This window comes from Bacteroides zoogleoformans, assembly GCF_002998435.1.
GTDB classification, from domain to species: Bacteria; Bacteroidota; Bacteroidia; order Bacteroidales; family Bacteroidaceae; genus Bacteroides; species Bacteroides zoogleoformans.
The window spans coordinates 2,309,182-2,326,598 of sequence record NZ_CP027231.1 but is presented as its reverse complement, the minus strand read 5'-3'; the positions used below and the strand labels follow the sequence as shown (position 1 = coordinate 2,326,598).

20 protein-coding genes are annotated in these 17,417 nt (G+C 50.5%); 10 read left to right on the top strand and 10 right to left on the bottom strand.

The features are described from left to right. Positions 1 to 51 precede the first annotated feature (51 nt). The 3 genes from C4H11_RS09565 to C4H11_RS09555 are packed head-to-tail and all read right to left on the bottom strand — an operon-like array spanning position 52 to position 1,948. Positions 52 to 279 (bottom strand): hypothetical protein, encoded by a 228-nt coding sequence (locus C4H11_RS09565; RefSeq protein ID WP_106041532.1) that lies wholly within the window; start codon positions 277 to 279, stop codon positions 52 to 54. Next, positions 258 to 1,502, bottom strand: a complete 1,245-nt coding sequence (locus tag C4H11_RS09560) for a class I SAM-dependent methyltransferase (RefSeq protein WP_106041530.1) — start codon at positions 1,500 to 1,502, stop codon at positions 258 to 260. The genes C4H11_RS09565 and C4H11_RS09560 overlap by 22 nt, the downstream gene beginning before the upstream one ends. Before the next feature lie 14 nt (positions 1,503 to 1,516). Further along, the gene (locus C4H11_RS09555) at positions 1,517 to 1,948 is read right to left on the bottom strand and encodes a hypothetical protein (RefSeq protein WP_106043316.1); all 432 of its coding nucleotides are present in this window, start codon (positions 1,946 to 1,948) and stop codon (positions 1,517 to 1,519) included. A 270-nt stretch (positions 1,949 to 2,218) separates the two neighbouring features. On the opposite strand from C4H11_RS09555, the gene C4H11_RS09550 reads away from it, so the two are divergent. From C4H11_RS09550 to folK, 7 genes are all read left to right on the top strand, one after another. After that, positions 2,219 to 3,115 carry a class I SAM-dependent methyltransferase gene (locus tag C4H11_RS09550; RefSeq protein ID WP_106041528.1) on the top strand — a complete coding sequence of 299 codons (897 nt, stop codon included), beginning with the start codon at positions 2,219 to 2,221 and terminating at the stop codon, positions 3,113 to 3,115. 62 nt (positions 3,116 to 3,177) lie between these two features. Continuing rightward, positions 3,178 to 4,053, top strand: coding sequence for a cell division protein FtsX (locus C4H11_RS09545; RefSeq protein ID WP_106041526.1), 876 nt, complete (start codon positions 3,178 to 3,180; stop codon positions 4,051 to 4,053). 113 nt (positions 4,054 to 4,166) lie between these two features. Next, the gene (locus C4H11_RS09540; RefSeq protein ID WP_106041524.1) at positions 4,167 to 4,412 is read left to right on the top strand and encodes a DUF3098 domain-containing protein; all 246 of its coding nucleotides are present in this window, start codon (positions 4,167 to 4,169) and stop codon (positions 4,410 to 4,412) included. Continuing rightward, positions 4,412 to 5,299, top strand: coding sequence for an undecaprenyl-diphosphate phosphatase (locus tag C4H11_RS09535; protein ID WP_106041522.1), 888 nt, complete (start codon positions 4,412 to 4,414; stop codon positions 5,297 to 5,299). Before C4H11_RS09540 ends, C4H11_RS09535 begins: the two co-directional genes overlap by 1 nt. Positions 5,300 to 5,305: 6 nt before the next feature. Then, positions 5,306 to 6,019, top strand: a complete 714-nt coding sequence (truB, locus tag C4H11_RS09530; protein WP_106041520.1) for a tRNA pseudouridine(55) synthase TruB — start codon at positions 5,306 to 5,308, stop codon at positions 6,017 to 6,019. A 77-nt stretch (positions 6,020 to 6,096) separates the two neighbouring features. Then, positions 6,097 to 7,149, top strand: a complete 1,053-nt coding sequence (gene queA / locus C4H11_RS09525) for a tRNA preQ1(34) S-adenosylmethionine ribosyltransferase-isomerase QueA (protein ID WP_106043314.1) — start codon at positions 6,097 to 6,099, stop codon at positions 7,147 to 7,149. A gap of 87 nt (positions 7,150 to 7,236) precedes the next feature. Further along, positions 7,237 to 7,689 carry a 2-amino-4-hydroxy-6-hydroxymethyldihydropteridine diphosphokinase gene (gene folK, locus C4H11_RS09520; protein WP_106041518.1) on the top strand — a complete coding sequence of 151 codons (453 nt, stop codon included), beginning with the start codon at positions 7,237 to 7,239 and terminating at the stop codon, positions 7,687 to 7,689. 76 nt (positions 7,690 to 7,765) lie between these two features. On the opposite strand, the gene pdxB is transcribed toward folK, so the two are convergent. Both pdxB and C4H11_RS09510 read right to left on the bottom strand, forming a co-directional pair. After that, entirely contained in the window at positions 7,766 to 8,839 is a 1,074-nt protein-coding gene (gene pdxB, locus C4H11_RS09515) for a 4-phosphoerythronate dehydrogenase PdxB (protein WP_106041516.1), read from the bottom strand. Between the two features lie 6 nt (positions 8,840 to 8,845). Then, a complete protein-coding gene (locus C4H11_RS09510) occupies positions 8,846 to 9,982 on the bottom strand; it encodes a glycosyltransferase family 4 protein (RefSeq protein WP_106041514.1) in 1,137 nt (378 codons plus the stop codon). A 99-nt stretch (positions 9,983 to 10,081) separates the two neighbouring features. On the opposite strand from C4H11_RS09510, the gene C4H11_RS09505 reads away from it, so the two are divergent. After that, the gene (locus C4H11_RS09505) at positions 10,082 to 11,314 is read left to right on the top strand and encodes a glycosyltransferase family 87 protein (RefSeq protein ID WP_394336035.1); all 1,233 of its coding nucleotides are present in this window, start codon (positions 10,082 to 10,084) and stop codon (positions 11,312 to 11,314) included. Positions 11,315 to 11,359: 45 nt separating this feature from the next. On the opposite strand, the gene C4H11_RS09500 is transcribed toward C4H11_RS09505, so the two are convergent. The 5 genes from C4H11_RS09500 to C4H11_RS09480 form a co-directional block, all read right to left on the bottom strand. Next, entirely contained in the window at positions 11,360 to 12,106 is a 747-nt protein-coding gene (locus C4H11_RS09500; protein ID WP_106041510.1) for a lipopolysaccharide kinase InaA family protein, read from the bottom strand. Beyond that, on the bottom strand, positions 12,103 to 13,131 hold the full coding sequence (locus tag C4H11_RS09495) for a glycosyltransferase family 9 protein (RefSeq protein WP_106041508.1): 1,029 nt from the start codon (positions 13,129 to 13,131) through the stop codon (positions 12,103 to 12,105). Before C4H11_RS09495 ends, C4H11_RS09500 begins: the two co-directional genes overlap by 4 nt. Continuing rightward, entirely contained in the window at positions 13,128 to 13,733 is a 606-nt protein-coding gene (locus C4H11_RS09490; RefSeq protein WP_106041506.1) for a DUF4254 domain-containing protein, read from the bottom strand. The genes C4H11_RS09495 and C4H11_RS09490 overlap by 4 nt, the downstream gene beginning before the upstream one ends. A gap of 170 nt (positions 13,734 to 13,903) precedes the next feature. After that, complete coding sequence (locus C4H11_RS09485; RefSeq protein ID WP_106041504.1) at positions 13,904 to 14,956, bottom strand: glycosyltransferase family 4 protein; 1,053 nt, start codon at positions 14,954 to 14,956, stop codon at positions 13,904 to 13,906. A gap of 291 nt (positions 14,957 to 15,247) precedes the next feature. Then, positions 15,248 to 15,667 (bottom strand): sigma-70 RNA polymerase sigma factor region 4 domain-containing protein, encoded by a 420-nt coding sequence (locus tag C4H11_RS09480; protein ID WP_106041502.1) that lies wholly within the window; start codon positions 15,665 to 15,667, stop codon positions 15,248 to 15,250. Between the two features lie 92 nt (positions 15,668 to 15,759). Between C4H11_RS09480 and folP the strand changes: the two genes are divergently transcribed. Both folP and cdaA read left to right on the top strand, forming a co-directional pair. Then, a complete protein-coding gene (gene folP, locus C4H11_RS09475) occupies positions 15,760 to 16,623 on the top strand; it encodes a dihydropteroate synthase (RefSeq protein ID WP_106041500.1) in 864 nt (287 codons plus the stop codon). 7 nt (positions 16,624 to 16,630) lie between these two features. Beyond that, entirely contained in the window at positions 16,631 to 17,395 is a 765-nt protein-coding gene (gene cdaA / locus C4H11_RS09470) for a diadenylate cyclase CdaA (RefSeq protein WP_106041498.1), read from the top strand. Positions 17,396 to 17,417: the final 22 nt, after the last annotated feature.

The window sequence follows — 17,417 nt, the reverse complement described above, 5'->3', positions numbered from 1 at the left end:
ACTACTCTTTTTTAGAATATCATAAATCACCCGTCATTGATGAAGTTAATATCAATGGCGGGGTTCTTTTTCAACATAACACAGCTTATAGATGATAATCTTTTTGGGGGGGAAAACGCCGGTTTTATCAATTTCTTTCAAGAATAACATCCCTTCCACGCTGTTGGCACTGAAAATATCCCGGACATTCGGGAAGCCGGTAAACGAGATTTTCTTTTTGGAAGAGAAAGACGAATAGGTATCGAAGTCGGCCGGCGTCAGCCCGTTGGGTAGCAGCATATCAGCACTTTCTTTTCGTCGGTCAGTGTGGTGGCGAAGAAGTGAGCATCTCCGCCCTCTGCCAGCTTCAATCGTTTGCGTAGTTCGGCAACGGAAGAGGGAAAATTACGCACAGTGAGATTTCCCCTCTTTGCCGCACCCAACAGTTCCTTTATCTCTTTCTTGCCGAAACCGCAACTTCCGAGAACCTGAAACTTCCGGCCGGGAAAGTCGGATATGTATTCGTCGGAAGTGTAAAGATGACTGTTGGGATGCAACTTCTCCACCTTATATATATGGGAGACGCAACGGAAAGCCCCGCCTTTCAGGATGGAAGCGTTCGGCTCGTAAAGGTAGACCTGCGGCACGGCAGAAAACCGGCATGCGCACTCCCTCTCCTGCCGACGGCTGAAAATAAGGGTTTGAGGAAGACCTGCACCGGCGAGGTTGGTACAGTGAATGGGCACATCTTCCGCCGGCAGACTTCCGTTACGCCCCAATACGAGGAGCAACTCTTTGCACTCGTTGCTTACCGAGACGATATGCGCCTCCCGCACATGCTTCAAATCGTTCAAGGCGAGTGTCAGATCCAGCATGGGCGACAGTTTAATCAACACATGCTCCGCTTTTTCGAGCAGCAGTTCTTCCAAAGCAGAGACGTCTGGTTCACAATCGCCGATAGATACCACTTTCCCTCCTTTCTCATCCCGACGGGCAGGATCGATGAAAATCCAGTCCACCGGCTGCATCCGCTGCAAATAGCCGACACAGTCCTCATGGAAAACAGAGATGTGTTTCAAGCCTAAAAGCGGAAAGTTATGCGCAGCTATGCTGCAAAGCGACTCTTGCCTTTCCACGTAGACGGCTTCCCGGAAATAGGCAGAGAGGAAAGCGCAGTCTATACCGAAGCCTCCCGTCAAATCGGCAAATGCACCTTCCGCCTCATCCGGCATCTTATGCTCCGAATCGGAGGCGTGCCTTATCCGACGAACGATATCCGCCTTATGGCGCGCCGCCGGTTCCGACGAACATTGTTCCAAAGAAAGGTGGACGGGATAGAAAATACCTTCCCGCTCCGCCCATGCAGGCACTTTCTCTTTGACCGTCTGTCGTCCGGCTATTTGCGTGATGGCAGCAGGCATATCCACGGCCGGATACTTACCGGCCTGCAGAGCCAGCGCCCGCACATCGTCGTTGCAATGCTCATGGATAAACGATAGGGTTTCGGAATTTAATGCAGGCATAGGCAGTATTCCGGTTATGCATTCAGTATGAAACGATTTCTCCACCAATATCCGATGAAGCGTAATCCCGTGCCGAGAAGCGCCAAGGACAGTCCTGTGTAGAACACTGCAATAAAAGTCTCGGGCAGAAGATGACAGGCACGTATCACAACTCCCGCCGTAATCATGCAAACCATCACAATCCACCCTTTCACATCGAAGAAAGAGAAAGGGCAACGCTTCCCTTTTTTCTGCGAGATGCGAAGAGTATGCTTCTTGTACAACCGATGAAAGATGATGCCGAAGAATAAACAGAAAATCAGACCTGCCTCACATACTTTCAACAACCAATAGCGTCCGTCGTCCAACCAGCAAATCAGTCCGATACGCAAGATGTTAGCCCCGGCCAGCAGCCATATTGCTCCGGCAACTACGAGCAGGGTGTTTGGAGATACTCCGTACTTCATATACAAAAACTTTATCGCTTATAAGAGCCGGCTCATTTTTTCCTCAAAAAGGAATACCGTCTTAGAAGAAACAAAGGAAGCAAAATCATCAAGAAATAACAAGAAAAAGGGACAGAAAGTGGCAGCATAGACAGTTTCATCCCGCGCTTACTCTTAAATCTCCTTAACAAAGGGCTTGTAAATCAGTTTTTATTTGTTATTTTGCACCAAATTTGGAGGTGCTATGTCTTGTCCCATTCAAGGCCATGCTCCTTGTTGGTAGGAGGTTCGATGAATAAACTCACTATAAAAGCTTGTCCGTTGTGCGATGGAACGCATTTAGAGCGTTCTCTGACCTGTGTAGATCATTATGTGTCAGGCGAAATGTACCATTTATGCCGATGCCAGGATTGCGGGTTTCTTTTCACACAAGACGCTCCTGTAGAGAGCGAAATAGGACGCTACTACGATACCCCCGACTACATTTCTCATACAGATACGAAAAAAGGAGTGATGAACTCCGTGTACCATCGGGTGCGCAACTACATGCTGAAGCGCAAAGCCGGCCTTGTGATGCACGAGGCCCACCGCAAAACCGGACATCTGCTGGATATAGGTACAGGAACGGGCTACTTTGCCGACACCATGCGACGCCATGCCTGGCAGGTGGAAGCGATAGAGAAGAGTCCGCAAGCCCGCGCATTCGCCAAGGAGCATTTCAACTTGGACATAAAGCCCCATACAGCATTAAAAGGCCTTATGCCCAACAGCTTCGACGTCATCACCCTGTGGCACGTCATGGAGCATCTGGAGCCCCTCAACGAGACATGGGATGTCCTGCATTCCTTGTTGACCGAGAAAGGGGTACTGGTTGTGGCAGTGCCCAACTGTTCTTCTTTCGACGCCAAGAAATACGGAGCCTATTGGGCCGCTTACGATGTGCCCCGCCACTTGTGGCACTTCACCCCCGCCACCATACAGCAATTCGGTGCCAAACACGGATTCATACTGGCAGAAAGGCATCCCATGCCTTTCGACGCTTTCTACGTATCCATGCTGACCGAGCAACATATGATGCACTCATGCGCTTTCCTCAGAGGAATGCTTGTCGGCACAATGGCATGGCTCAGTGCTTTGGTGAAGAAAGAGCGCAGCAGTTCGATGATTTACGTGTTCAGGAAAAAATGATTGTGTATATCTCCGGGAAAAGAACCGGAACGTATGACGATAAAAGGAAAAAGACATAACCGATGAAAGCGAAAAACAACTCTATTTCTTATTTTGACATGCAGTTCATCACGTCCGGCATCAGTACCACCTTGGTATTGCTGTTGTTAGGGCTGGTTGTGTTCTTTGTATTGGCATCCCACAACCTTTCCGTCTACGTCAAAGAGAACATCAGCTTCTCCCTGCTGATAAGTGATGACATGAAAGAGAGCGATATCCTGAAACTTCAAAAGAAATTGGACAAAGAGGCTTTCGTGAAACAAACGGAATACATTTCCAAGAAACAGGCTTTGCGCGAGCAAACCGAGGCAATGGGAACCGACCCGCAAGAGTTTCTGGGATACAATCCCTTCACCGCTTCCATTGAGATAAAGCTACATTCCGACTATGCCAATTCCGACAGCATCGCCAAAATAGAGAAGTCCATCAAGAAGGACACCAACATTCAGGAGGTTCTCTACCGGAAAGATCTCATAGACGCCGTGAACGACAATATACGAAACATCAGCCTGTTGCTGCTGGGACTGGCCGTGATACTGACCTTTATCTCTTTTGCACTGATTAACAACACCATCCGGCTGGCTATATATTCCAAGCGCTTCCTTATCCACACCATGAAATTAGTAGGGGCAAGCTGGGCTTTTATACGCCGTCCGTTCTTGCTCCGCAACTTCTGGATCGGCGTGTTGGCTGCCTTTATAGCCGACGGCATATTGTGGGGAGCAGTTTTGTGGCTGGTGTCGTACGAACCGGAACTGGTGAAAGTCATCACTTCCGACGTCATGCTGTCGGTATCTCTTGCCGTACTGGTATTTGGCGTACTCATCACTTGGCTGTGCGCATTGCTTTCCATCAATAAGTATCTCAGAATGAAAGCAAGCACACTATATTATATTTGAGTTCTTCGGATTTTTTCAGAGTTTGTATCCGGTCTGAACGACATACAAAGATCTTTTGAAGGCAAGAAAGCTTGCATGGAACTATAAACAGTAAAACCATAAAAAAGACATAAATGAGTAAAGAGAAATTCGCTTTCGACAAGACCAACTTCATCCTGCTGGCCGCGGGCATGGCAGTAGTGATCATCGGTTTCCTTCTGATGACCGGCCCCGCATCCGGACAGGCTGCTTTCGAACCGGACATCTTCAGCGTCAGACGCATCAAGGTGGCTCCCGTGATATGCCTTTCAGGCTTTGTGTTCATCATATACGCCGTGTTGCGCAAACCAAAGGCGAAGAAACAGCAGACTGAAGACTGATGGGAGATTTAAGCATATTCCAGGTCATTGTCATTGCCATTGTCGAGGGACTGACAGAGTTCTTGCCGGTATCTTCTACCGGACACATGATTATTGCCCAACATCTCTTGGGGGTGGAGAGCACAGAGTTCGTCAAAGCCTTTACGGTCATCATTCAGTTCGGCGCCATTCTGTCGGTGGTGTGGCTGTACCGGAAGCGTTTCTTCCGGCTTAATCCCGTCAAGGTGTTCGATGCCGAGGCCACTGCCGGAAAAGAAACAGCCGAAAAGTTCGACATTTGGGTGAAACGCTTTCTGCAGAAGTTCGATTTCTATTGGAAGTTGCTGGTGGCTTTTATCCCTGCCGTTGTGCTGGGCTTTTTGTTCAGCGACAAGATAGACCAGCTGCTGGAGAGCGTGACGGTGGTTGCCGCAATGCTGGTAATCGGAGGCATATTCATGCTGTTCTGCGACAAGCTATTCGATAAAGGCGGCGAAGACACCGTACTGACCGAGAAGCGGGCTTTCAACATCGGCCTCTTTCAGTGCATCGCCATGATACCGGGCGTATCTCGCTCCATGGCCACCATTGTGGGCGGCATGGCGCAAAGACTCACCCGCAAGCAGGCTGCCGAGTTCTCGTTCTTCCTGGCCGTCCCCACCATGTTCGCCGCTACCGCCTACAAGGTACTGAAACTCTTCGTCGACGGGGGGACGGAAATCATCGTCAACAACATCTCCGCCTTGATAATTGGCAACGTCGTGGCGTTCGTGGTAGCACTGCTGGCCATCAAGTTCTTCATCAGCTTTGTCACAAAGTACGGCTTCAAGGCATTCGGCTGGTATCGCATCGTGGTGGGCGGACTGATACTGCTTCTGTTGTTGGCGGGGCACACACTGGAAATATAAGCAAGCATGGATTTCAGAGAAGGAGAAGTATTGTATTTCGATAAGCCGTTGGGCTGGACATCGTTCAAGGTGGTGGGGCATGCGCGCTACCACATCTGCCGGCGAATGAAAGCGAAGAAGCTGAAGGTAGGCCATGCCGGTACGCTCGACCCGCTTGCCACGGGTGTGATGATTGTCTGCACGGGCAAGGCCACGAAAAGAATTGAAGAGTTTCAATATCATACAAAGGAGTATATAGCCACCATACAGCTGGGCGCCACCACTCCCTCTTACGACTTGGAACACCAGATAGACGCCGTCTACCCCACAGAGCACATCACCCGCGAGTTGGTGGAGGAAGCGCTGAAGAAGTTCGTCGGCGAGATACGCCAAGTACCTCCCGCCTTTTCCGCCTGCATGGTGAACGGCAAACGCGCCTACGACCTGGCACGCAAAGGCAAGGAAGTGGAGCTGAAGCCCAAACCGCTGGTCATCGACGAGATAGAGCTGCTGGAGTGCAACCTGCCCCAAATCAAGGTGCGGGTAGTGTGCAGCAAAGGTACCTACATCCGTGCCCTGGCCCGCGACATCGGCGAAGCTCTGCAGAGCGGGGCGCACCTCACCGCCTTGCAACGCACCCGCGTGGGCAATGTGCGCGTGGAAGACTGCCTCGACCCGCTCAAGTTCAGGGAGTGGATAGACTCGCAAGAGGTAGAAACGGAAGAGAATAACAGAGATTGAATTAGTAACGTCGTGCTGTGGCCGGTGTTTCTATCGGCACCCGGTCCATACCGACACCTTTATACATTATATACAATATGAAACTGTCGCAATTTAAATTCAAACTTCCCGAAGAGAAGATTGCTTTGCATCCCGTGAAGTACAGAGACGAGTCGCGCCTGATGGTGCTGCACCGCAAGACAGGTGAAATCGAGCACAAGACATTCAAGGACATTCTGAACTATTTCGACGATAAGGATGTGTTTGTCTTCAACGACACCAAGGTGTTCCCCGCCCGCTTGTACGGCAACAAAGAGAAGACCGGCGCACGCATCGAAGTGTTTCTGTTGCGCGAGCTGAACGAAGAACTCCGGTTGTGGGACGTGCTGGTAGACCCCGCCCGCAAAATCCGCATCGGCAATAAGCTCTACTTCGGCGAAGACGACTCCATGGTGGCCGAAGTGATTGACAACACCACTTCGCGCGGACGTACGCTCCGTTTCCTCTACGACGGCCCGCACGACGAGTTCAAGAAAGCCCTCTATGCATTGGGCGAGACACCGCTGCCGCACAGCATCATCAACCGTCCGGCCGAACCGGAAGACGCCGAACGGTTCCAGTCCATCTTTGCACGGAACGAGGGGGCGGTGACTGCTCCCACCGCCAGTCTACATTTCAGCCGCGAGCTGATGAAGCGTTTGGAAATCAAAGGTATCGACTTTGCCTACATCACCCTGCATGCCGGTCTGGGCAACTTCCGCGACATCGATGTGGAAGACCTCACCAAGCATAAGACCGACTCCGAGCAGATGATTGTAAACGAAGAAACCGTACAGAAGGTGAACTGCGCCAAAGACCTCGGCAAGCAGGTCTGCGCCGTGGGCACCACCGTGATGCGCGCCATCGAGAGCACCGTCAGCACGGACGGCCATCTGAAGACGTACGACGGCTGGACCAACAAGTTCATCTTTCCTCCTTACGACTTCACCGTAGCCAATGCAATGATTTCCAACTTCCACATGCCGCTCTCCACAATGCTGATGATTGTCTCTGCCTTCGGCGGATACGACCAGGTGATGAGCGCCTACGAAGTGGCCATCAAAGAGGACTACCGCTTCGGCACCTACGGCGACGCCATGCTGATTATATAACGGTTAGTGGTTAGTGATTAACGGTTAATATTCTTGCGGACACTAACCACTCATCACTAACCACTCACCACTAACCACTCACCACTAATGACCCTTTATTTAAGTCTTGGCACCAATCTTGGCGACAAGGAGCATAATCTCTTGTTTGCCGTGCGGAAGATAGAAGAGAGGATAGGGCGACGCGTTTCCTTGTCTTCTTTTTACGCCACCGCACCGTGGGGCTTCACTTCGGCGAACGGTTTTCTGAATGCCGTCCTTTGTGTGGAGACTACCTTTCTTCCGCTGGAAATCCTGAGGATTACACAAGAGATAGAACGGGAGATGGGGCGCACCCGCAAGTCAGTGGACGGCGTTTACACCGACCGGGTGATAGACATCGACCTCTTGTTCTGCCTCGAATCCGACGGTACGCTTGTTGTGCAAAACACCCCCGAACTCACACTGCCCCACCCGCTGATGCTACAACGCGACTTCGTAATGAAACCGTTGGCGGAGATTGCGCCTGATACGATAAAACCCGCAATCGGAGCAGTCGGTTGACGGAACGTTGTAAGCTGCTTTCACCACTTCCGGAATGCTTCCGTAGCCGCATACATGCTTCTGTCCACAACGAAGTTCAATATCCTTTCATAATCCTCGGATGCGAATCACTAACCACTACCTCATACGCATCTTTTTCTCTTCGCAACGGATAGTCGCCTCGCAGTTTTTCGAATAGTTTGGGACAGGCTTTCAGTGCATCGCTGTCACGCCGTGGATCGTATATTTGCAGGCAGGCCTCGGCAAGCGAGGTGGCAGTGATGACCGGATTTGGCGGCGGTGGAGGGGAAATCGAATAATCGCCCTTTATGTGAAAGAAACGGCAGAGCGCATCAAGAGACATGCGTGTGGCGTTTGCCTTGCCGTCGGCCGAATAGCCGGCAATGTGGGGAGTGCCGAGGAACACCTTATTTAATAAGGTAAGGTCGATGTCAGGTTCGTTCTCCCAGACGTCGATGATGGCATTCGATATTTTCCCGTACTCCAAGGCCTCCAGCAGTGCATGGGTTTCGACCACTTCGCCGCGCGAGGTATTGATGATGACGGGACGACGCTTCAGTGAGCGGAAGAAGGCATCGTCAGCCAGATGAAACGTCTTGTATCTTCCCACCTTATATAATGGTACGTGAAAACTGATGATGTCACACTTTTCAGCCAAGGTTTGCAGTGACCGGAAAACAGACGTTTCCTCCTGCTCCTCACGCGGAAGGTCATTCAGCAGCACACGCATGCCCAAGCAGCGCCCCACTTCGGCCACCTTGCTGCCCACATTGCCCACGCCCACAACGCCCAGCGTCAGCTCCGGCAGACGCATGCCCCGCAGCTCTTGCAGCAGGAGCAGCGACGATTGCAGGTATTGGGCCACGGAAGCCGAGTTGCAGCCGGGAGCGTTGCTCCACGTGATGCCTGCCTGTCGGCAATAGTCGGTGTCAATATGGTCGAACCCGATGGTGGCGGTGGCGATGAAGCGCACCCGACTGCCCTCCAGCAAACAACGGTCGCACCGGGTACGTGTGCGCACGATGAGTGCGTCCGCATCCCTCACCAGCTCCGGCGTGAAGTCCGCTCCAGGAGCATAAACCACACTGTCAGCTATCTTTTCGATGGCTTCGCTGATAAAGGGGATTTTGTTGTCTACGATGACTTTCATTTCTTCTTATGTGTATATTACTTTCTCATACACCGTCATTATCTCTGTGGCTATTCTCTCCGGCTCGAAGTTGATGGCGTATTTCTTTCCTTCGGTAATCATCTTTTCCCTGAGCTCGGAATCGGTGAGTGTACGGGTAATGGCTTCAGCCAGTTCACGGGCATCGGTGGGACTTACGTACAACGAATACGGCCCGCCGGCTTCTTCCAGACACGAGCCTGTGGCGCCTATAGCAGGCGTGCCGCTGTTCAGCGCTTCCAGCAGCGGAATGCCGAAGCCTTCGAACTTGGAGGGATATACAAACACGGAGGCCATCTGATAGAAGGCCGGCAGGTCGTCGAAAGGCACGTTGCTGACGAGCCGCATGCGGTGTTCCAGCCTGTTCCGCTTGAGGAAGGCCTCCACCTTGCCGGCATAGCGGGTGCGCTTGCCCACGGCTATCACCTCCGTCCCATCGGGCAGAAAGGGCAGGGCTTGCGCCAGCAGCATCAGGTTTTTCCGCTCTTCGATGCTTCCCACATAGAGGATGTATCGGGAAGGCAGGCTGTACTTCCGGCGTACGCGCTCTTTCTTTTCGGCATCGACGGGGCGCTTGAAGCTGGCGTCGCAACCCTGATACACCACGTCTATCTTCTCTTCGGGGATGTGGAAGAAGTCCACGATGTCTTGCTTAGTGCATTGGCTCACGGCGATGATGCGGTCGGCATTCTGGCAGGCCTTGCGAAATTTGTAGGCGTAGATTTTGCGGTCGATGTACGGGTAATACTCCGGATGGCGCAGGAAGATGAGATCGTGGATGGTGACGATGCTGCGCACACGGCGAGCTTTGCGTATGTTCAGGGGCAACTCGTTGCTCAGGCCGTGAAACAGCCGTATGCGGTCCTGTTCAAAGTCGGGGGTGACGCCCCATACGCGCCACAGCGAACGCAGCCTTTTCCAGAAACTTGTGCGAGGGCAGCGCATTTCCACCTTGGACTGTTGAAGGAGGTTACCTATACAGTCGGTTTTCCCCGGATGGGGGACATACAGCAGGTATCGCCCGGCAGGGGCATACTTTGCAAGACTCTCGATGACAAACCGGCTGTAATTGCCCAGTCCGGTTCTGTTTTGTGCCGCTCGCTTGGCATCGAATCCTATCTTCATGGTTCTTTTTTAGGCACAAATATAGGTAATATTTGGATGTAGAGCGTTTGGCTTCTTTAAATTATCTATCTTTGCAGTTTGAATGAAATAAACCATGGTATGAAAAATGACGTTATGGCACAGTTACGACGTTTTCGCGCTTTCTTGCAGAAGCCCTTTTTCAGAGACGACCGCACGCTTTTCGGCCTATGGCTCCTGCTACCGGTAGTTGCCTCTTTGCTGAAAATCTCGAAACACAACAATTTCCTCATATTCAGATATGTTTTTTGGCACACGATAGAGCAGAATCCGCTCTATGCAGTCTATGACGAGTATTGGGACACGAACCATTACGGTCCCTTCTTCAGTTTGATGATAGCTCCCTTTGCTTTACTGCCCGAATGGGTGGGTATGCTGTTCTGGCACATCGCCTTGTCACTCTGCCTCTATTATGCCATACGGCTGCTACCCTTCCCCCGGCGTAAGCGCATCTTCCTCTATTGGTTTTGCGCCCACGAGCTATTGTCAGCACTCTTCATGTCGCAGTTCAACATAGCTGTTGCCGCTATCATCATAGCCACTTTCTATTGCATAGAGAAAGAAAAGGATTTCTGGGCAGCGTGTTTCATCATGTCGGGCACATTCGTGAAGCTCTACGGCATCGTGGGACTGGCGTTTTTCTTCTTCTCCCGACATAAAACCAAGTTCGTGCTGTCACTGCTGTTCTGGGCGGCGGTGATGTTTGCAGCTCCCATGCTCATCAGCAGTCCCGGCTATATCGTGTCACAGTATGCCGACTGGTGGGAAAGTCTTTCGGCAAAGAATATCGAGAACATGTTTTCGGGCTATCAGAACATCTCGCTGCTGGGTATGGTTCGTAAGATTTCAGGTTGCTCCACCTATTCCGACCTTTGGCTCATAGCCCCAGCACTGTTCCTTTTCGGTCTCCCCTATCTGCGTCTGAATCAGTATAAGCACGCTTCTTTCCGCTATACGCTGTTGGCTTCGGTGTTGCTGTTTGTAGTGCTCTTCAGTACAGGCAGCGAGTCGAGTACCTATATCATCGCTTTTGCCGGACTGGGCTACTGGTATTGGTCGGCTCCTTGGAAACGTTCAAAGTGGGACGTGGCGTTGATGATCTTTGCCTTCATTCTGACAAGTATGTCATCGTCCGACCTCTTTCCGGCCTTTATCCGTAAAGAAATCGTGCGCCCCTATGCCCTAAAGGCATTTCCTTGTTTTGTGATATGGTTGAAGTTGGTGTACGAGATGTGCCGCATGGACTATGCCCGTCCGGTGGAAGAAGCAACCGTTGCAGAGGTGGAAAGCCGATGTCCGGAAGACAATCAGTAGGGAGAAGAATAAAAAAGTCGATAAAAAGTCGGCATGAGACTGCTGTCAGGACGAATGTTTGGGCCTAAGGAGACGTTTGAATCGTCTTCTTTTCTCAAAGCAGTCTAATGCACGCATCACTTGTTCCACACTTTGTCTGACATTCCATTTGCGCCCTATAGCATACTCCTCCACGACGTATTGCAGCAAATCCCGTCTGTGAGTAACCCGCTTCAGATTGTCCAGACACTCTTTGCGAGAAAGCGAAGCCTTGAAGACGGAACGGTTGGTGTCGATGACGGAAAAGCAGAATTTCCCCTCTTCATCGGTATGATAGAGGATGTTGGCCGGATTAGGGTCACCATGCATGAACCCTTTGCAGTGCATGGATACAAGGAAAGACGCTAAGGCAGAAGCCAGCTGTTTGTCGAAGTCGATGCTTGTCACCAATACAGGATGAAGCGGTGGATAATTGTATGCCGCGGATATGAAATAACCGGTGTGGAACAGTCCGTTTTGCCTGCATTCCACATACCCGATGCCTTCGGGTGTATCTATCCCGATGGAGTTCAGTATCCCGGCATACAGAAAAGCTCTTTCCGCCTTGCTTTTGCGCCAGAACGTATAGGCCAATCGCTGGATGAAGTTTGGCTTTTTGTATCGCTTCACAATCCACTCGCCGTAAGCGGTATTGAACCTCTTGACCACATTGCGACCTGCATATATCACTTCTCCTTCCGTTTCGAACGCTTCGGGCAGACGGGCAATAAAAGCAGAAGCCGATTGATATTTGGGGTGAATGATTATTTTCATGCGTTTAGGCTTGACTCTATTTTCTTAATGATTTGTCCGACAGTTATTTCCGTCAGACAGGCATAATCGCCTCTAAGGCACGGCTTGTTGCCGAAGATGGAACACGGGCGGCAAGGCAAATCCGTCTGAACGGCATTGTCGTTGCTTTGCCCCCATCCCATGAACCCGGCAAAGGGATGCGTGGCACCCCAGACGGATACGACCGGCGTGGCGGTGAGCGAAGCCAGATGCATATTGGCCGAGTCCATGCACACCATCACCTTGAGATGGCTCATCAAAGACAACTCTGCGTTCAGTTTCAGTTTCCCGGCCAGTGACACCACGTTGTCGTAGGGTTTGCTCCAGCGTTCCAACTTCTCCGCCTCGGCCTTTCCGCCTCCAAACAGGAATATCTTCCGGTCTTTATGCGAAGCAACTTTTTCAATGAGTGCTGTAAGGGTGCTTTCGGGCAGTATCTTTCCCGCGTGTGCGGCAAAAGGGGCAATGCCTATCCAATGCTTGCCGTCGGGCAGACCGGTCACTGCTTGAAAAAGGCTTGCTTCTCCTTTGCTTTCGCCATAGATGGAGCGGAAGATTACTTCCGTTGGGAAGCCCAACCGCCTGAACACATCGGCGTAACGGGCGAAAGAGGAAGGCAGGGGCTGCATCTTCTTGTCGTGCGGTCTTGTCAATCGCTTTCTTGCTTTTCTTCCTTTGTCTATGTGCGCCGTCAGCTTGCCGCAACAGGCGAACAGGAAGCGGAGGAATTTAGAACGGAGCACGTCGTGCAGGTCGGCCACGGCATCGTATCTTTCTTCCTTGAGCTCACGGAACAGACAGAACAATCCGCCTACCCCCTTGTATTGGCCGAGGTTTGCACCTCGAAATCGCACGTTGGCAGGCATCCGCTCGAACAGGGGCGACACGAAAGGCTTGCTCAATACGGTGATTTCCAACTGCGGATACCGACGGGCCACGGAATCAATGACCGGCACGGTCATTGCCACGTCGCCCAATGCTGAAAGACGGATGACAAGTATTCTCATTTCTTGCCGTAAAGAACAGGATTCAGGCTGGGGTCGTTGTACATCTTCATCTGCTTGTACACCTTCATATACTTATATCCCGCTTCAATGTCAGCAATCAGCCGGTCGATGGCGGAGGAGAGGTCTTTTTGTTGTTCCAGTAGCACGTTCAGTTTGGTCTCGCATTGAGCGCGATGTTCCGGAGTGGTATCGGTGCGCTCCACCTCCTGACGCATGTGATAGATTTTGAGTGCGAGGATGGAGAGGCGGTCTATGGCCCATGCCGGACTCTCGGTGTTGATGATGGCATCGGGGCGTACTTGCACATCCTTGTATTTGTCGAGGAAGTAGCTGTCTATCAGTTCCACCAGATCCGTGCGGTCTTGGTTGGACTTGTCTATTCTTCTTTTAATCTTCAAGGCCTCCACCGGGTCGATGGCGGGGTCGCGTATGATGTCTTCCAAGTGCCACTGCACGGTATCGATCCAGTTCTTCAGATACAGATAGTACTCAATGCTTTTCAGTGGATAAGGATTCTGAATAGGGGTATCCACATGGTCTGCCTTGTGATAGTCAAGAATGGACGCTGTAAAAATACTGTTACTTAGTGTTGTAAAGCTCATAACTTCAGAGATTAAATGATAAACTGTTTATTGAAAGACAAAACTAAGTAAACTTTCTTATATTTCCAAAAATCAACGCCTGCTTAAGTCCCTATCTGAACTTTCCTCGAAAAGGATATCGGGCAAAAGCTAAAGAGTATCTTAAGCACCTTTTGAAAAGAGACCGTTTCTTACCGGTTGATTACCTCTTTATAGACCTCCCAATATTGTTTTGCGGTATTCTCCCATGAAAAGCTCAGTGCATGGGCTTTGATTTTCTCCGGATCTTTATGCCCGTTATAGAAGTCGTCAAGTCCGTTCCGAAACTCGGTTCTCATCACTTCTCTGTCAAAGTCGTGGTTGAAATAGTAGGCATACTCTTTCCCTATTTCAGGCAGACAGGTGTGCGTAGATAGGAACACCGGTTTGCCGTATTGCATGGCCTCGACAACAGGAAGTCCGAACCCCTCGGCTATGGATGGGAACAGGAAAGCTGTGCAATGGCGCAGATACCAGTGCTTTTCGCTTTCGGGAATGGCACCCGGAAGATGAATCCTGTCTGCTACCTGCCACCGCACAGCTTCTTCATAAATCTTCCGGACATACTCCGGAGAATTGTGAGCACCGGCAAGTATCAGTTCATAATCATTGTCTTTCAGCAGGCATGCCAGCACGTGAAAGTTCTTCTTGGGATACATGGAGCTGATGGAGAAGAGGAAAGGGCGGGTGGGTTTCCGTTTAGGCTCTTCCACGGGACCGTTCCATATGTTACAGCCATTGTATATTACCTTAACGGGTCTGTCTCCTATATCGAAATTATTCAGAATATCTTTCTTGGTCCATTCCGATATGGCCACAAACTGCGAAATCCGATTGATGTGCTTCTTTATTCGTCTTACAATGCGCGTGCGTTCTTTTTGCGACACCGGCTCATACAGATAGTTCAAGTCGTGAATGGTTTGCACCACCTTGATGCCGAACGGGATGTAGTGCGTAAGCTGACAGCTGGAGTGCCACAAAGTGGTGTGGGGTCTGTATAAAAACAGTTTGTGAAGGAAAGTGTTCACTTTGATGTACCGATAGTCATCCCCCCAGAAGCCCATGAGCTTTTTGGGCATGTAAAAGCCCAAAGGATATTCCGGATGCTGCCGGGCCTCTTCGTGTAATGCCTGTGACAGATAATTGCAGAAAGAAAAGAATCCGCAGTTGGCATGTCTCATTCGTTCACAATCAAAGATAATCATATTTATAAGCCTGTTTGGTTTTATGATATTATCAGGAGACACATCCTGAAAATGTTGCAAAGATAGTGTTCTTTGAGCATCTACGGGCTTTTTCCCCTTTCTTTCTTCTTTTTTAAGGTAGTTTCATTTTTATCCGGTATTATAGTCAGGAATTCGATATGAATCCACGAGCGGAGGCCATACCGCTTGATTTATAGTCCTTTAGTTCGGACAAGCAAACGAATATCCATACCTTTTCGTTTCGAACAGAAAGCAAAAACGTCAACCGATGATATGCAAACAGAGAGGTCCCTATAAGCCACAGTAACGTTCAATCACGCTATCCACCGTCTCTCCGTTGACGAACAACGCGGCATCTGCCTCCATCAGCCGTTTCTTCAGGCGGAACTTCAATTGAGACACGGAGGAGGGAGATACGGCAGTCAATGCGGCAATCTGCACATTGCTGAAATGCAGGCGGATGAGCAGGCGATGGGCGGGCGTAAGTTGAGGAGAGTGAAGAGAAAACCGTCCGGTGAAGCCATCGTACACTCGGTCGGCAAGCTTCTGCAAATACTCCCAATCGGCATCTGTAAGAAACTTGGGGTGACTGCGCAGCTTTCTCACCACCTCATCGCCCTCCACCAAAGCAGAAGAGAGAACCTGTACCTGCTCATCCAAATGCCGGGCACGCTCCCCCTCTTTCTTGAGCAACTCCAATTCGCGGGGCATTCCGGGGCGTATTCTTCATTTTGTGATTGCAGGCATGCACCAACTACAACTTTTTTGTTTACATTTGCAGAGATGTAACAAGGAAAACGCTTATGGAATTCTTGAAACCCCGCTATATAAACGTCAACGGCCAACTAATGGACTTATCTACCCCTTGCGTCATGGGGATATTGAATGTAACTCCCGACTCTTTTTATTCCGGCAGCCGCATGCAGACGGAAGAGGAAATAGCCTGCCGTGCGGAACGGATTCTGGCCGATGGCGCCGGAATCATCGACATCGGAGCTTACTCTTCCCGCCCGGATGCCGCAGACGTTTCTGCCAGCGAAGAGATGGAACGGTTGCGCTTCGGACTGACCATACTGCACAAAAGATGTCCGAACGCTGTAGTGTCCGTAGACACCTTTCGTGCCGATGTGGCCCGCATGTGTGTAGAGGAATACGGTGTAGCCATCATCAACGACATTGCAGCGGGAGAAATGGATGCCGACATGTTCGGCACGGTGGCCGAGCTGAACGTGCCTTATATCATGATGCACATGCAAGGCACACCGCAAAACATGCAGCAACATCCGCATTATGACAATCTGCTGAAAGACGTGTTTCAATATTTTGCCCGCAAAGTGCAACAATTGCGCGACCTCGGCGTGAAGGATATCATTCTCGATCCAGGATTCGGCTTCGGAAAAACGTTGGAGCACAACTACGAACTATTGGCACATTTGGAAGAGTTCCGCATCTTCGAATTACCCTTGCTCATAGGAGTGTCCCGCAAGTCGATGATATATCGTCTGCTGGGCAGCACGCCGCAGGAAGCCCTGAACGGCACCACGGTGATTGATACGATATGTTTGCTGAAAGGAGCCGACATCATTCGGGTTCACGATGTGAAAGAAGCCGTGGAGACTGTGAAAATAGTGGAGGCAATGAGAAAAAATACGAATCATAAATTATAGATAGCTTGTGTTTATAGAATTTGGCATAAAAGATTTCATTGACATACTGCTGGTGGCGCTCATGTTATACTATACGTATAAACTGATGAAAGCCTCCGGTTCTATCAATGTGTTTACCGGGATTCTGGTATTTATCCTGATATGGCTGGTGGTATCCCAAGTGTTGGAAATGAAGCTGCTTGGCTCCATCTTCGACAAACTGGTCAGTGTCGGTGTATTGGCACTCATCATCTTGTTTCAGGAAGAAATACGGCGCTTTCTGCTGACGCTCGGCTCGCACCAACATGCCAGCGCATTGGTACGTTTCTTCACCGGCAACAAGAAAAAAAAGCTGGAACATGAAGACATCATGCCGATAGTGATGGCATGCATCAGCATGGGAAAGCAAAAAGTAGGTGCATTGATTGTCATGGAGCACGACATGCCTTTGGACGACGTAGTGCGCACGGGAGAGGTAATCAATGCCGACATCAACCAGCGCCTGATAGAAAATATCTTTTTCAAGAACAGTCCGTTGCACGATGGAGCCATGGTGATCAGCAAGAAGCGAATCAAGGCGGCAGGCTGCATCTTGCCGGTATCTCACAATCTGGATATTCCCAAAGAACTGGGCTTACGTCATAGAGCAGCCATGGGTATTGCCCAAGTCTCGGATGCACACGCAATCATCGTATCGGAAGAGACCGGAGCCATCTCCGTGGCCTACAAAGGACAGTTCTACCTGCGACTGAATGCGGAAGAACTTGAAAGCCTGTTGACAAAGGAAAGTTGACCGATAACCCGGAAAAGAAAAA